The organism is Streptomyces sp. Edi2 (assembly GCF_040253635.1).
In the GTDB taxonomy this organism is placed as follows: domain Bacteria; phylum Actinomycetota; class Actinomycetes; order Streptomycetales; family Streptomycetaceae; genus Streptomyces.
The window spans coordinates 251210-263735 of record NZ_JBEJGX010000002.1 but is presented as its reverse complement, the minus strand read 5'-3'; the positions used below and the strand labels follow the sequence as shown (position 1 = coordinate 263735).

General features: G+C 70.4%; 16 protein-coding genes and 1 pseudogene. 11 read left to right on the top strand and 6 right to left on the bottom strand.

What is annotated here, in order from left to right; genetic code table 11:
* Positions 1 to 175 precede the first annotated feature (175 nt).
* Positions 176 to 832: a hypothetical protein gene (locus tag ABR737_RS03265; RefSeq protein WP_350248668.1), complete on the top strand. Its 657-nt coding sequence runs from the start codon at positions 176 to 178 to the stop codon at positions 830 to 832.
* Positions 833 to 876: 44 nt separating this feature from the next.
* Here the strand turns inward: ABR737_RS03265 and ABR737_RS03260 are convergent, their stop codons facing one another.
* Positions 877 to 1419 carry a hypothetical protein gene (locus ABR737_RS03260; protein ID WP_350248667.1) on the bottom strand — a complete coding sequence of 181 codons (543 nt, stop codon included), beginning with the start codon at positions 1417 to 1419 and terminating at the stop codon, positions 877 to 879.
* A 170-nt stretch (positions 1420 to 1589) separates the two neighbouring features.
* Between ABR737_RS03260 and ABR737_RS03255 the strand changes: the two genes are divergently transcribed.
* Complete coding sequence (locus ABR737_RS03255) at positions 1590 to 2330, top strand: WhiB family transcriptional regulator (RefSeq protein ID WP_350248666.1); 741 nt, start codon at positions 1590 to 1592, stop codon at positions 2328 to 2330.
* A gap of 99 nt (positions 2331 to 2429) precedes the next feature.
* Here ABR737_RS03255 and ABR737_RS03250 read toward each other — a convergent pair whose 3' ends face one another.
* From ABR737_RS03250 to ABR737_RS03235, 4 genes are all read right to left on the bottom strand, one after another.
* Positions 2430 to 2858 carry a hypothetical protein gene (locus ABR737_RS03250; RefSeq protein WP_350248665.1) on the bottom strand — a complete coding sequence of 143 codons (429 nt, stop codon included), beginning with the start codon at positions 2856 to 2858 and terminating at the stop codon, positions 2430 to 2432.
* Positions 2859 to 2921: 63 nt separating this feature from the next.
* Positions 2922 to 3134, bottom strand: a complete 213-nt coding sequence (locus ABR737_RS03245; RefSeq protein ID WP_350248664.1) for a hypothetical protein — start codon at positions 3132 to 3134, stop codon at positions 2922 to 2924.
* A gap of 75 nt (positions 3135 to 3209) precedes the next feature.
* A complete protein-coding gene (locus ABR737_RS03240; protein WP_350248663.1) occupies positions 3210 to 3815 on the bottom strand; it encodes a hypothetical protein in 606 nt (201 codons plus the stop codon).
* Positions 3812 to 3979, bottom strand: coding sequence for a hypothetical protein (locus ABR737_RS03235; protein ID WP_350248662.1), 168 nt, complete (start codon positions 3977 to 3979; stop codon positions 3812 to 3814). The genes ABR737_RS03240 and ABR737_RS03235 overlap by 4 nt, the downstream gene beginning before the upstream one ends.
* Positions 3980 to 4198: 219 nt before the next feature.
* On the opposite strand from ABR737_RS03235, the gene ABR737_RS03230 reads away from it, so the two are divergent.
* The 5 genes and pseudogenes from ABR737_RS03230 to ABR737_RS03210 all read left to right on the top strand — a co-directional run bounded on the left by ABR737_RS03230 (position 4199) and on the right by ABR737_RS03210 (position 7604).
* Complete coding sequence (locus ABR737_RS03230) at positions 4199 to 4960, top strand: RNA ligase family protein (protein WP_350248661.1); 762 nt, start codon at positions 4199 to 4201, stop codon at positions 4958 to 4960.
* 150 nt (positions 4961 to 5110) lie between these two features.
* The gene (locus ABR737_RS03225; RefSeq protein WP_350248660.1) at positions 5111 to 5500 is read left to right on the top strand and encodes a hypothetical protein; all 390 of its coding nucleotides are present in this window, start codon (positions 5111 to 5113) and stop codon (positions 5498 to 5500) included.
* 406 nt (positions 5501 to 5906) lie between these two features.
* Positions 5907 to 6497: pseudogene (locus ABR737_RS03220) on the top strand (DNA methylase); the annotation flags it as partial.
* 185 nt (positions 6498 to 6682) lie between these two features.
* The gene (locus tag ABR737_RS03215; RefSeq protein ID WP_350248659.1) at positions 6683 to 7123 is read left to right on the top strand and encodes a hypothetical protein; all 441 of its coding nucleotides are present in this window, start codon (positions 6683 to 6685) and stop codon (positions 7121 to 7123) included.
* Between the two features lie 43 nt (positions 7124 to 7166).
* Positions 7167 to 7604 carry a hypothetical protein gene (locus ABR737_RS03210; RefSeq protein WP_350248658.1) on the top strand — a complete coding sequence of 146 codons (438 nt, stop codon included), beginning with the start codon at positions 7167 to 7169 and terminating at the stop codon, positions 7602 to 7604.
* A 117-nt stretch (positions 7605 to 7721) separates the two neighbouring features.
* Here ABR737_RS03210 and ABR737_RS03205 read toward each other — a convergent pair whose 3' ends face one another.
* Positions 7722 to 7892, bottom strand: a complete 171-nt coding sequence (locus ABR737_RS03205; RefSeq protein WP_350248657.1) for a hypothetical protein — start codon at positions 7890 to 7892, stop codon at positions 7722 to 7724.
* Between the two features lie 386 nt (positions 7893 to 8278).
* Between ABR737_RS03205 and ABR737_RS03200 the strand changes: the two genes are divergently transcribed.
* The 4 genes from ABR737_RS03200 to ABR737_RS03185 all read left to right on the top strand — a co-directional run bounded on the left by ABR737_RS03200 (position 8279) and on the right by ABR737_RS03185 (position 12205).
* Positions 8279 to 8677 carry a hypothetical protein gene (locus ABR737_RS03200; RefSeq protein ID WP_350248656.1) on the top strand — a complete coding sequence of 133 codons (399 nt, stop codon included), beginning with the start codon at positions 8279 to 8281 and terminating at the stop codon, positions 8675 to 8677.
* A 48-nt stretch (positions 8678 to 8725) separates the two neighbouring features.
* Entirely contained in the window at positions 8726 to 9694 is a 969-nt protein-coding gene (locus ABR737_RS03195; protein ID WP_350248655.1) for an AAA family ATPase, read from the top strand.
* Complete coding sequence (locus ABR737_RS03190) at positions 9691 to 11484, top strand: VWA domain-containing protein (RefSeq protein ID WP_350248654.1); 1794 nt, start codon at positions 9691 to 9693, stop codon at positions 11482 to 11484. Before ABR737_RS03195 ends, ABR737_RS03190 begins: the two co-directional genes overlap by 4 nt.
* Before the next feature lie 88 nt (positions 11485 to 11572).
* Positions 11573 to 12205 carry a hypothetical protein gene (locus ABR737_RS03185; protein WP_350248653.1) on the top strand — a complete coding sequence of 211 codons (633 nt, stop codon included), beginning with the start codon at positions 11573 to 11575 and terminating at the stop codon, positions 12203 to 12205.
* Positions 12206 to 12526: the final 321 nt, after the last annotated feature.

The window sequence follows — 12526 nt, the reverse complement described above, 5'->3', positions numbered from 1 at the left end:
GGGGTCGCCTCTGAAGTCGGGTTGGGCGGAGGCCGCCGAGTGGGCGCCGGTGCCTGGCCTCTGTCCACAGGGGCCTCGTTCGAGCATCGGTTCGCGGCGGTGAGGAGCCGCGTTCTGATGCACTCCGCGCCGCCTGGCGGTCAGCGGGGCGTCCCTAGATGAGCAGGAGGCCCTCGTGGGCAGGTTCAAGCAGAAGAAGCAGCGTCGCAGCCGGTTCCAGGTCGATGGACACCCGGTGGGCCGGTCCGACTTGATGTCCCACATATCGGCGGTGGCGGACACCGTCGACGACCACGGGCGGGTGACGTTCTGGGATGACCCCGCGCTTCAACTCGGCCAGGTCGCCCGTGGCTTCGATCTCGAGTCCGGGACGGTGACGGTCGAACCGGGCGGGACCGAGCAGATGCCCGCGGCTCTGTTCGAGCCGGAGCGTGCGTTGATGATGCGGATGCCGGGCCAGCCTCCGCGGGAGCAGCAGGCGGAAGTCGCGGTCGAGTTGGGTCTGGGTCGGTTCGGTCGCGGGTTCGCCGCGCTGCGCTCCGCGCCGGGCTGGACGTTGCACCGGCTGACGGATGAGCGGCTGGAGCTTCGCAGCCCTAATGGAGAGGCGTTCTCGCGGATCGCGGTCCCGCCCAATCCCGCCTGGATCTCCGCTGCCGTGTCCACCGGGTTCGTGCTGTGCCTGTACGGGATCCAGCTCGGGGTGCGCACGCCGCCGGGGATGCCGGCCGAGCGGTACACGGACCAGGAGCGGTTGGAGGAGTTCCGTCGGGGCCGGGGGCTGGGCTACACGGCCGCCGGCCTTGTCCCCTATGTGAACAACCGCGGGTGAGCCGTCTCGCCGCCCGTCGGCAGGCCGGACGGGCGGCGAGCGGTCTACGAGCTGGTCATGGAGAGTTCGCCGGCCCAGTGCGCGAGGGCCTCGAAGTCGTCCAGCGTGAGGCCGACCTCGGGATCGACTCCGTAGAGCAGCGCGGGTCCGGGGTGATGGCGGCGGACGTAGTCGCGGTCCGCCTGGAGGATCTGGTCATCGACCCATGCGAAGGGGCGGCCTGCGGCGTACCGCACGACGTCGGCCGTCTTGAAGTAGGTGCCGTCCGACGGGAACTGCTCGGGGCTGGTCCAGTTGATGACGGGCAGCGTGGGCAGCCCGATGACCGGACTGACGTGCCGGTTCGCGTCGTCTTCCCAGGTCGTAGCCCAGGCGAGTTCGAAGGGAAGGTCGAGGAGCTCGGCCCCGTGTTCGGGGTGGAGGCGCACCTTCAGATCGGGGACGTCGTCCGCCAGGAGGTGGGGATGCTGAGCGATCCAGGACTGGGGACGCATGTGGTGGAGGCGGTAGCCGGCCGGGCCGGGAAGCGGGGCCTCGAAGGGGTTGAGGACTCCGTCGATATCGAGGAGTAGAAGGGGGTGGGTCAAGGGCTCTCCAGGCTCGTGGGCGCGCTCCGGGGCAGCGCCGACTCGTCCCGTTAATTTACCCTGCAAGGGTAATTCCATCAAGTTTTCAGGGTCGTTCGTGTATCGTTGAGCACCCGCGCAGGCTCAGCGGCGACTCAGGGCCGGTAGGCAGGCCCTCGACAAGGCCACCAGTGCGGCCGGTTCCCCTCTACGCCCTCGTGAAGTTCATCCGCAGCACCAGGAGGTTGATCGACTTGCCACGCCCCGGAACTACGGCCGGGAGGCAGCCCGCCCCGCATCCTTACTGGGAGCAGAACGCTGCTTGCCGCGGGACGGACCCTGAGCTGTTCTATCCGGAGGGCCCGCTGAGCAACGCTCTCATCGAGCAGGCCGAGCGCGCCCGCTCGGTCTGCTCGCCGTGTCCGGTACGCAAACAGTGCCTTGATGCTGCTCTGCTGGCCGAACGCAGGCTCGCGGCGTCGGAACGCTCGGGGATCCGCGGCGGCCTGGACGGGCGGGAGCGTTACGCGCTCGCCCGCGGCCGCCGGCTGCCGAAGCGGCCTCAGCCGATTCCCGACGATGGCCAGGAGCATGGGGTCCGCCGCACGTACAGGAAGGGGTGCCGGTGCTTCGCCTGCACGGCCGCGGAGACCGGGAAGAGGCCGGATCCCCGGCCGACAGCGCCTTGTGCGACGCCGGTCTCCGCTCGCGGCCGCTCGCCCCGGCGTGGAGAACTGGTCATGGGTCCCACCGTCGGGCGCGCCGGTCAGAGCTCTTTCACCGAGGAGCGGCCCGAGTGCGGAACTCGCAGCGGGTACCGGTGGCACGTCAGCAGCGGCCAAGTTGCGTGTGAGGCGTGCACGGCTGCCGAACTTGCCGTGGCCTGGCTTCTCCGTGAGGGCGGGTGTGCCGCTTCCTTGGCGTCGTCGTAGGGCGGTCGCCCTGCCGACGCGGCTCCGTCCAGGCGGTGGCGAAGCGGGCGATCGCCCTCTTGAGCTCGCCTGCGGCTCTGTCGGCCAGACTGGCTCGGGTCAGGGCGAGCGGAGTGTGTTCAAGACCGAACTGGCCATCGGCACGGGCAGGTTCAGCCGCACGTCGGCGGTGTCCGTGCGGACGACCAGGTGCTGGCGGGTGTGGCGGGCGCGCTCCGTGTACTTCCCCGGAGTCGGCGTGCGGCCGAGGGAGGTCTCGACCGTGAAGGGGTCGAAGTAGACCTGTGCGGCGAGGCAGACGCGCCGCATGTCGTGATGCGGCAGGCCGGTCACCTCCAGGTGGACGCTCTCGCCGTCGACGTTGGCGGTGATGTCGGCCCCGGTCGGGGTCGCAGACCGGAGGTGGCGGTAGGGCTCGGGTTTGTCGTGGTCGGGGCGCAGTGTGGGCAGGCCCGCACACAGGAGGGCGGCGGTGCTGAGGTAGTAGCCGTCGCGGGCCGCGTGCCAGGCGAGCTCAGCGGTTCCCATGGCCCCGGGGCCGTAGATCATCCATTGCCTCTCGTGGTCGTCAGCAGGGGGCTTGGCCGGGTTTCAGATCTTCTCGACCTCGTCGCCGTCGTCGGTGAGCGTGAGCATCAGGCGCCGGTGAGCGTGTGGCGCGTCCCAGGTCACGCGGAGCTGGCGCAGCCCCGGGTGCGGATCCCAGGCGCGGACGGATCCGGTGGCGCCGGCGGGCAGGGGGTCGAAGTCGTCGGTGCACCGGAGTACGCGGATGCGGTCGCCTGCACTGAACTCGGGTTCCACGGTTGTTCCTTGATCGTCTGCAGGGTGGTCAGGACGGTGCTGCATGTTGTCCGCCGGTGGGCGTGCCGGCCGCGCTCAGCGTCCTGAGTCGGACCGTGTGCGTGAGCGCGCCCAGGCCTCTGCCAGTCGTCGGATGGTGGTCAGGGTGTCCTTCAGCGCGGCGGGTGAGATGCCGCCGGGGCCGGTGCTCTCGAGCAGCACCTCGCGCAGGGCGTGCTCGAACCTCTCGTCGGCCTGACTGTGGGAGGGGCGCTGTGTGACGGTCCTCGGGCGCGGCCGGTGATGCCTGTTGGGCCGGTCCGTGAGTGCTTCGCGCACCAGGGCGTCGGCCACGTTGAGTCTGTGCTGGGCGACGAGGCGATCCCAGATGTTGGGGAACGGGGCCCCGACGCCCTGCTCGTCGTCGTCCATCAGCGCCCGGACCGTCTCGACCTCGGCTTCCAGGAGGGGCAGGTGAGGCACCACCGAGCTGAACGGGGCGATCACAGCGGATGCGGCGGCCTTCTCCGGGATGGTGGTGAGGCGAGTCAGCGAGGCGTGGATCGCACCGGCTGCCCCCGGGGCGGTGATGGGACCGATGCGGGTGATGCCTCCGTCTGCCCTCGTGACGATCACTGCGAGCGGTGCAGTGGAGGCAGTCATCACGTCCTCGGCGGTGTGGGTTGCGTCGGGAGCGGTCATGCGGCGGCGGCCGAGTAGCGGATGGCGGCCTTCTTGGCCGCGTTCCGGTTGCGCTGCCGCTTCGGGCCACTGGCGTGAGCGCCGCTGGCTCCGGAGCGGCGCAGGTTCTGCGTGGCGATCGCGTGGGCGCGGTTGCGGGTGTAGTCGCTCAGACGGGGGTTCAACGTCGCTTCCTTCCTGGTCAGCGCCTTGACTTCAACAACCCCTAATGTACCCTCCCCCTCGCCATGCGTCAACTTAATAGGATCGCCGCGCAGTACCCGACACCCGATACCTGAGTGACCCTTTTAATTTGACCCTCACCCCCTGTTGGCGTACTTTTAAGTCGCGTGAGGCGCTACCTCGCCTGCCCATGCCAGGACGCCCGGCCTTTGGAGGAATCTGTGATCAATCTCGATGCGCTCGATCTCAATGCCCTGAACTCGGCGACGAAGTACCCGTCGATCCCGACGTTCCACGAGATCGACCGCGGCACGTTGCTCGACAACACGGTGGCCTTCAGTGGCGAAGTGGTGCTCACCGAGAAGGTGGACGGCACGAACGCGCGGGTCGCGGTCCTGCCGGACGGCGACTACGTGATCGGCAGCCGGGAGGACCTGCTCCACGCCCGCGGCGACCGTGTCATCAGCCCGAAGGACAGCATCGTGCCCGCCCTGCGCCCCCTGGCCGGCCGTCTGACACCTCCCGCGACGGGTATCCGTGTCTACTTCTTCGAGGTCTACGGCGCCAAGCTCACCAAGGCCAGCAAGCAGTACACCGGCAGCCAGGCAGTGGGCTTCCGCCTCTTCGACGTCGCCGTCGTGGACGCGTCAGTCCTGGAGCGGCCGCGCGCCGAGATCAGCTCATGGCGTGAGAACGGCGGCCAGCAGTTCCTCGCCGAGGGGGATCTCGCCCTCGCTGCCGCGGAGAACCAGATCGAGCTGACGCCGCGTCTGGGCAGCCTTGCGGCGGACCAGGTTCCGAGCGATCTCGCCGGGATGCAGGACTTCCTCGCCACCCGGCTGCCCAGCACGCGTGTCGCGCTGGACGGCGCCGCCGGTGGCCGTCCGGAAGGGCTCGTGCTGCGCACCGTCGACCGGTCCGTGATCGCCAAGGCCCGCGTCGAGGACTACGCCCGCACCATGCAGCGCCTCGCCACTCGCTGACCACCGGTCCGGTCCGGGGCGCGGCCGCGCCCCGGCGCCGTACGCCCACTGCGTGCGGCTCCCTGTGCCCATCGATGTGGCGCCCTGCCCACCTACTACCGCCTCGACAAACCCGAAATGAACAGCCCCCGATCACCGAACGAGGAAGCCGTGACCGAGACCGCTGCACCTGAGATCAAGGCCCGCAGGGGAGACCTGCTGATCGTGGAGCTGCGCCCGTCCTACACCACGTCGTCGTACAGCCGCGAGGAGCAGCCCCTGGAGTACCGGCTTATGGAGGTGACGAACCTCTTCCGGGACGGGCGGATCAAGATGGTGCGCGACGCCCGGTACGAGGGCGGCGGATATGCCCAGCGGCTGGACGGGCTGCTGCACTCCACTGGCCGCCGCTGGCTGCTCCCGGTCGCCGGCTGGAACGTCCCGGTGGCACGGGCCCTTGCGGCGCAGCACCTGTATCCCAACAGCACCACGCCCCGCGACTTCCTGTCGCTGGAGGACGCGCGCGAGGCTCTGGCCCCGGCCCGTCACAGCGAGCCCTGATCCGGCTCACCGCATCACGCCCGCGGAATCTGCAGCGGGCCCTGGCCGGGCCACGCTGTGCCGCGCGCTGCTGCGGACGCGGTCCGCTCCGCCCGTGCGACACCCGCGTTCCGCCGAAGGTTCGTTTCTCCCACTACCCCGACCGACTCAAGGAGTTTGCCCTGTCCGGTGATTCGCAGCTGCAGATCATCATCTACAGCATCGACGACGCGAGGGCCGAGTGAGCGGGCCCCTCGCCGTGCTCCCCGCTCCGTCGGCGCTGTGGCGGCCCGGCCGCATGGGCCTGTCCTGCTGCAGCACGGGTACCTGTCGGCCCCCGAAGCCTCTTCGCCTGCCGAAGCGACCGTCCTTCCGCGGGCGCCGACCTCGGGTGCTGGATCTGTTCTGCTGCGCGGGCGGCGCCGGGATGGGGTACTACCGGGCGGGGTTCGACGTCGTGGGCGTCGACATCAGCCCGCGGCCCCACTATCCCTTTGAGTTCCATCAGGCCGATGCCCTGGAGTTCGCCCACGAGCACATCCAGGACTTCGACTTGGCCCACGCCTCGCCTCCGTGTCAGCACTCGTGCACGCTCACCAAGGGCACGAACAAGGGCCGCCAGTACATCGACTTGATCCCGGCGACGCGCGCGCTGCTCGCCTGGTACGGGGTGCCCTCCGTCATGGAGAACGTCCAGGGCTCCGAGCTGCGGCGGGACCTGATCCTGTGCGGCGAGATGTTCGGGCTCGGCGTCTTGCGACACCGCATATTCGAGGTCGACTACTGGCGCGGAAACCGACGCCCGCACCAGCCCCACCGCGGGTACGTCCGCGGCCTGCGGCACGGCGTGTGGCGGGACGGTCCGTACATCGCGGCCTACGGCAAGGGCGGCGGCAAGGGCACCGTCCGCGAGATGCAGCAGGCCATGGACATCCACTGGACCGACGTCCACGAGGAGCTCACCGAGGCGATCCCGCCCGCGTACACCGAGTACATCGGCAACGAGTTCCTCACCACGGGCGAGTGGGGCGCCATCGCCCGCGGGATCCCGGACACCGCCCCCATTCCGGAGATCATGCGCCCGTATCTGCGGCTCAACTCCGCGGGCCGGCTCGTCTCGATCGGGAACCGCCCTCAGGCTCCCGCCCCCACGCTGCAGCCCCTCCTCCCGCCGTTCGCTGTTCCCCGCATGAAGGAGACGAGTTGACCACTCCCCCGCATCTCACCGACGTCCCCCACCGGTTCCTGGACATCCCTGTCCCCGACGACATACGGAGCCAGTGGCACACCTGGGACGCCGCAGCCTGGCGCCGCAGCCGGCACATGGACACCAACAACCTCTTCCCGCCCGACCAGCGCTACACGGTCCGCGCGCCCGCCGCGATGTGCCCGCACCACCGGAAGTCGTGGCTGGGCTACCGGAACATGAACTTCGACCCGGTCAGCGGGAACCGGTGGCCCGGACACCCCGGCTCCCCGTTCATACCCGTCGGCCGGAACCTGGCCAGGGTCGCCGAGGAGCGCCGGTGCGAGTGGGACGAGAAGGCGTCCGCCCAGATGCGCCTGATCGAGGAGATATGTCTGTCCGGCCGCTCCCCGCAGTGCGACCGGCCGAGCCCGGCAGGCGACAGTTCGCCGGTGTGAGCCGAGAGCCATCTGTGGCCTTCGGGACTCAGGGTGCTGGTCCATGGGGACGGCCGCCTCGCAGGTGACGGAGATCGGCTGGCGTCGTTCTCTGATCATGATGGAGACGACGGCCGGGAATCCGGTGGCCCAGCTCAGCGCGTACCTGCAGGACCTGGTCCGCGATGATCCAGCGCGGGCACTGCCCGCGGTGGGCGAGGTTGTGATGGCACTCCACGCGGTGGCGCTGGCCTCGGTCAACGTGGCGCCATCCCCGGACTTCTTCGAAGTGGGCAAGAACCTCGCGCGCATCGACGACGCGGGCACCGAGATCATGTTGGCCACGGGAGATCTCCTCCGTCCCGCGTGCCGGGAACAGAGCGCCGTCAAGCTCTCCCGGATGGATGCGCTGATCGCCACCCTGCCCGCACCTCGCACGCAACAGGGCTGGCGGCAGCCGTCGACCGGCCGCCGGCCCCTGCCCTCGGTCGGCGGCGCGTAACGGGGACGAGCCGGCTCCGTCGGTCATCTCCGCCAGCCTTCGGGGCGCTCCGCAAGGTCCCGGGGCGCGCACTGGGACCTTGGCGGGCGGCTGAGCGAGCCGCCGGTGTCCGGCTGGTCAGGCAGCGTCGGCCGGGATGAGGCCGAAGTCGAGGGCCCGCTGCGACTCCCGCAGCGTCCGCTCCGCAGTACGGCGCGCCTCGGTCAGGACGTCGCCGAGCTCCTCGACGAGGCTGGTGTAGATCGGTACGTCGCCAGCAGGGGTGCTGCTGGTCTGCGGTGTGGTCACGGTGTCGTTCTCCCCCGGGGCGTGAACAGCAGGTGCCGAGTGTACGGCGACGGTGAGGTCTGCCTCCGGCCCCCGTGCAGCTGCCCGTGTGGGTCATTACGCCGGCACGGGCCGTCCATGGCCGCCGCGGGCCGGATGCGAGCTCCAACTCCTCGTCCGCTCGCCGACGCCCCAAGTCCGCCCGACCACTTCACACGCTAACGCCCGGTCAAGTGGTCGAGAGCAGCGGAAGAAGCCTTGCACGTGACCCTATTAGCTTGATTCACGGCGGGGGTTCGCGTACGATTAGAGCATGTCGGCGGGTGCTTACGCCTCCACGGTCGGCCATTCGCCGCACACCCTCAGACACCCAGTGACCCAAATAATTTTACTCATGGGGGTACTGCTTGGCTTCCAGTGACAGCGTCGTCAGCTTCGGCTGGGAACTGCACTCCGAGGACGGCAACAGCGACAAGTTCTACCGCTTCATCGTCGTCACCGGGGATGAAGCGATCGTGCTCGGCCTCCACGGATCCCGCAACGGCAAGGGCCAGGTCGGACTGATCCACACGCAGATCACCGCCACCGAGGCGTTGAGCCGCGCGGTGCAGCGGTCCCGCGACAAGGAGAAGAAGGGCTACGCGCCGAGCCGCGACTTCACCGTCTTCGACCTTCCCGCGGACCTCACCGATCCCGCCTTGGCCAGCAGCAACGCCCACCGCATCGCTCAGCACTTCGGCAAGCACGCGCGCGAGACGGGCACCGAACTCGGCCACGCCTCGCACATCCCAGGCTCGAACTTCTAAGCCCGGCACCGCATCCGCGCCCCTCGTTCCTTCCACTCCAGGAGTCCCTTGCCCAGCTTCACGGATCAGATGAACCAGCGCGGCCGCGCGGTGCTGGACGACCTCGAGCGCGAGCGCACCCAGCAGAGCGCGCCCGTCCCGCCCCCGCCCGCCCTGTCGTCCGCGCTCGCTCCGGTCGGACCGCAGGTCCGTCCGAACGGCCACCCCTACCAGCCCCGCATGGTCGGTCCGCTGGAAGACCTCGCGTTCCTCCGCGACGCCCGCGACCACCACGAGCACGTACTGCTCGTCGGACCGCCTGGCACCGGCAAGACCGCCCTGAGCGAGGCCGCGTTCGTCCAGGACGCCGTCGACGGCCTGCACACCGGTCTGGAGACGATCGTCGGCACCGCCGACACCGATGTGCCGGACTTCGTTGGCACCTTCGTCCAGGACCCGGACACGAAGCTCTACGAGTGGGTTCCGGGCCCGCTCATCCGCAGCATTGAGAACGACGTCCCGCTCCTGATCGACGAGATCGCCCTGATCGACCCCCGGGCTCTGACCGTGCTGTACCCGCTCATGGACGGTCGCGGCGAGCTGCACGTCACGATGAACCCGAAGCTGCCCCCGCTCAAGGTCGGCCCGAACTGGTTCGTCATCGGCGCCTGCAACCCCGACGTTCCCGGGGCGAACCTGAGTGACGCACTGCGCAGCCGGTTCCACCACCACGTCGAAGTCGCCACCGACTGGGACCTGGCCGCCGACCTCGGCGTGCCGGTGGACCTGATCACCGTGGCCAAGAACCTGGAGAGCCGCAAGGCCCAGGAGACGTACGAGGGCTGGATCCCGCAGCTGCGTGACGCGCTGGCCTTCGCCGAGGCGACCGGACGCTACGGACAGGGATTTGCCGTCTCCGGTCTGCTGCGCAAGTGCCCCTCGCAGGACCGCGACGAGTTCGCTGCGGCCATGGCGGAGAAGTTCGGTGAGACCCCGGCGCTGTCGCTGGGCACCCGGGTGCCTGCGGGGCGCCGGTGACGGCCGCCGTGGCGGGCGCGGAACCCGCTCTGCTGGAGGACGTCGACGCGGACCTGCTGGATGCCCGGGGCGCGCTCGCCCGGCGTCTGGGCTCGATCATCAACACCCTTGCCGACCGTGACGACGTGTTGCTCACCATGGTGTGGGACGGCGCTTCCACGGCGGACGCGGCCTGGTTCGACCCGGCGCTGATCAAGGTCACGGTCAACGGGGCGATCGCGCTGAAGGACGGCGTTCACCCGGACCAGATCGACCCGCTCAGCGTCTCGGGCCGGCTGCGGCATCCGGTGATCGTCGGCATGTCCGCGCACGAGGCCGGGCACGCCCGCAGCACCCGCTGGGAGAACTGGCCCGAGTCGGCGGGACGTGCGGTGATCCGCGCGGCCGTCCTGCTCGAAGAGCCCCGGATCGAGGCGCGTCACCTCCAGGAGCGCCCGGCGGACCGCGTCTTCCTGCGCGCCTGCGCGAGCACCATCGTGCTGCCCGCGCAGGCCGCCGCTTCACCGACGTACGACCGGTGGCGGGCCGCGGCCGGTGCCGCTCTCATCCTGGGCCGGGCGGACGCCGGTGTGCTCACCGCGACCGAGGTCGAGCCGGTGCGCTCGGCGGCCGAGTCCGTCCTCGGTTCCGGTGATCTCTCCCGGCTTCGGGCCCTGTGGCAGGAGGTCCTGGCCCTCGCCGACGGTGACCAGACCGGGCTGCTGGATGTCGCCATCCGCTGGGTGGAGGTCGTCGGCGCTGATCCCGACGACGACCTGCCCGGCATCGGGTGCGCTGCGGGCGAGCCCCACGAGTCCTCGCATGGCGAGGCGGACGGGGATCCGCTCGGCGCGGCCGTGGCCAGTGTCACCGTCGCAGCCTCGGTTCACGCCCAGATCTCCACGGGGGCGCTGCCCGACCCCGAGCAGCAGCGTCGTCTCCAGGAGGCGGCTGCCCGGCGGCAGAAGGAACGCCGTGCCGAGGACGCCGCACAGCAGGCCGCACGGCAGGCGGCTCAGCGCGTGTTCCCGCCCGCCCCCGCTCCGTCCTCACGCCGCTCCCGGCCGCGGAACCCGGTCCGTGGCCACCGTGCACCCACGCCGGTGGAGCGGGCGGCCGCCCGGCGCCTGGGTGCCGCGCTCGCCAGGGCGCGGTTCCGCGACACCGCCCGGGTCCGCGTCGCCTCCACGCTCCCGCCGGGCCGTCTGTCCGGCCGCGACGCGATGCTCGGTGCGGCGCAGAGCGCCCTGGGCGTGCCGGTCACCGCCCGGCCGTTTCGCACCGTGAAGCGCAAGCGCACGGACGACCCGCCGGTCGCGGTCGGCGTGGCCGTCGACGTCTCCGGCTCGATGAGCGCCTATACCTCGATCGTCGCTTCGACGGCCTGGATGTTCGCGCACGGAACCCGTGAGGTCGCGGGAAAGGCGGCGACGGTGGCCTTCGGTACGGCCGTCACCCCGATCGTCTCCCCTGGCCAGCCGCCGTCACAGGTCACCGAGTTCCATGCGAACGACGGCAATCACCGCTTCACTGAAGCCGCCAGCGCCCTCGACGGCGCGCTGGGGCTCTCCCGCCAGGCCGGTGCCCGCGTCCTGGTCATCGTGTCCGACGGCCACTGGGAGCCGGAGGAGCGCATCGGCGGCGAACGGCTCGTACGGCGCCTGACCAAGGCGGGCGTCCACGTCCTGTGGTTCTGTCTCGACCCCGGCTCCAACGTCCTGCCCGGCGCCCGCCGCCTGGACGTTGCCCAGGTCGCCGACATTCCGGCCGCCTTGAGCGCCGCGCTGGTCTCCGCGCTTCGTCACGCCTGACCCATCCCCTGCGGGCGGGTCCCCCACAGACCCGCCCGCCTCTCCCGGGCGCCGACGAAAAGCGGCGCCCTCACACCGAGGAGCCTGCGTGCCCATCACCACCCTTCGGGAAGCCCGGCAGGCCGCGAAGGCTCTGTCCGAGGGCGGCCCGATCGCCGCCTTCGCCGCCGACAGCGGCGCTCCGGGATGCTTCGCCCGTCTGCGCCTGGCACTGTCCGGCATGCGCCGGGAAAGCCTGGCCACCGAAGCGGCCCTGAACATGACGGACGGCCCCGATGACCCCTACATGGAGCGGGGGAAGCAGGAGATGGCCGAGATCACCTCCGCCATCAGTGACCTGCTGGCCTGGACCGAGCAGCAGCTCTGCGAGGTCGAGAAGTGCGACTGCCGCGCCGACCGTCTGCTGCGCCAGCTCCTCGAGGAAGCTCACATCCCCGAACAGACTGGCCACTCCGCCTCGTTGGGACGCAACAACTGCGTCATCGCCGGCCACTTCGAGCCCGAGCCCGACGAACGGACCGCGTACGTCCTCATCGAGCACCGCAACCACATCGAGCACGCCGTCCGGGTGCACCACGGATGGCGCGCCCGCCTCGTCACGGCCGCCGGCGTCACCACGCTGTACGCATCACCGGGCTACCCGCAGACCCCGGTCGCCGAATACCGCGACGACACCCACGCCTGCGTCCGCGCGGTCGTAGGCGCACTGCACCACGACTGACGACCGAATCCCCACCGCTGCCACGCCGAGTTCCTGACAACTCGAAGGCCGCCGCGGCCGAGAGCCTCCTCGATCAGATCCACGCGCGCCTGCACGCCAGCGAGTCCGACGCCGCGTAGCCGCAGCGCGGGCGCCCGGCCTGGAGCCGAAGGCCTTGGGTGCCCGTTCGCCTGCCTGTCGGCGGTGTCGGGCATGACGCCCTCGCGCCATGCAGGAACGCTCGAGAGCGGGCCGATCTCGTGATCGTGCGGCGGAGGACTCTGTCCACAGGGCTTGGCGTGCAGGGTCGCATCGGAGGCGAAGCAGAGTGCCGCCCCGCTG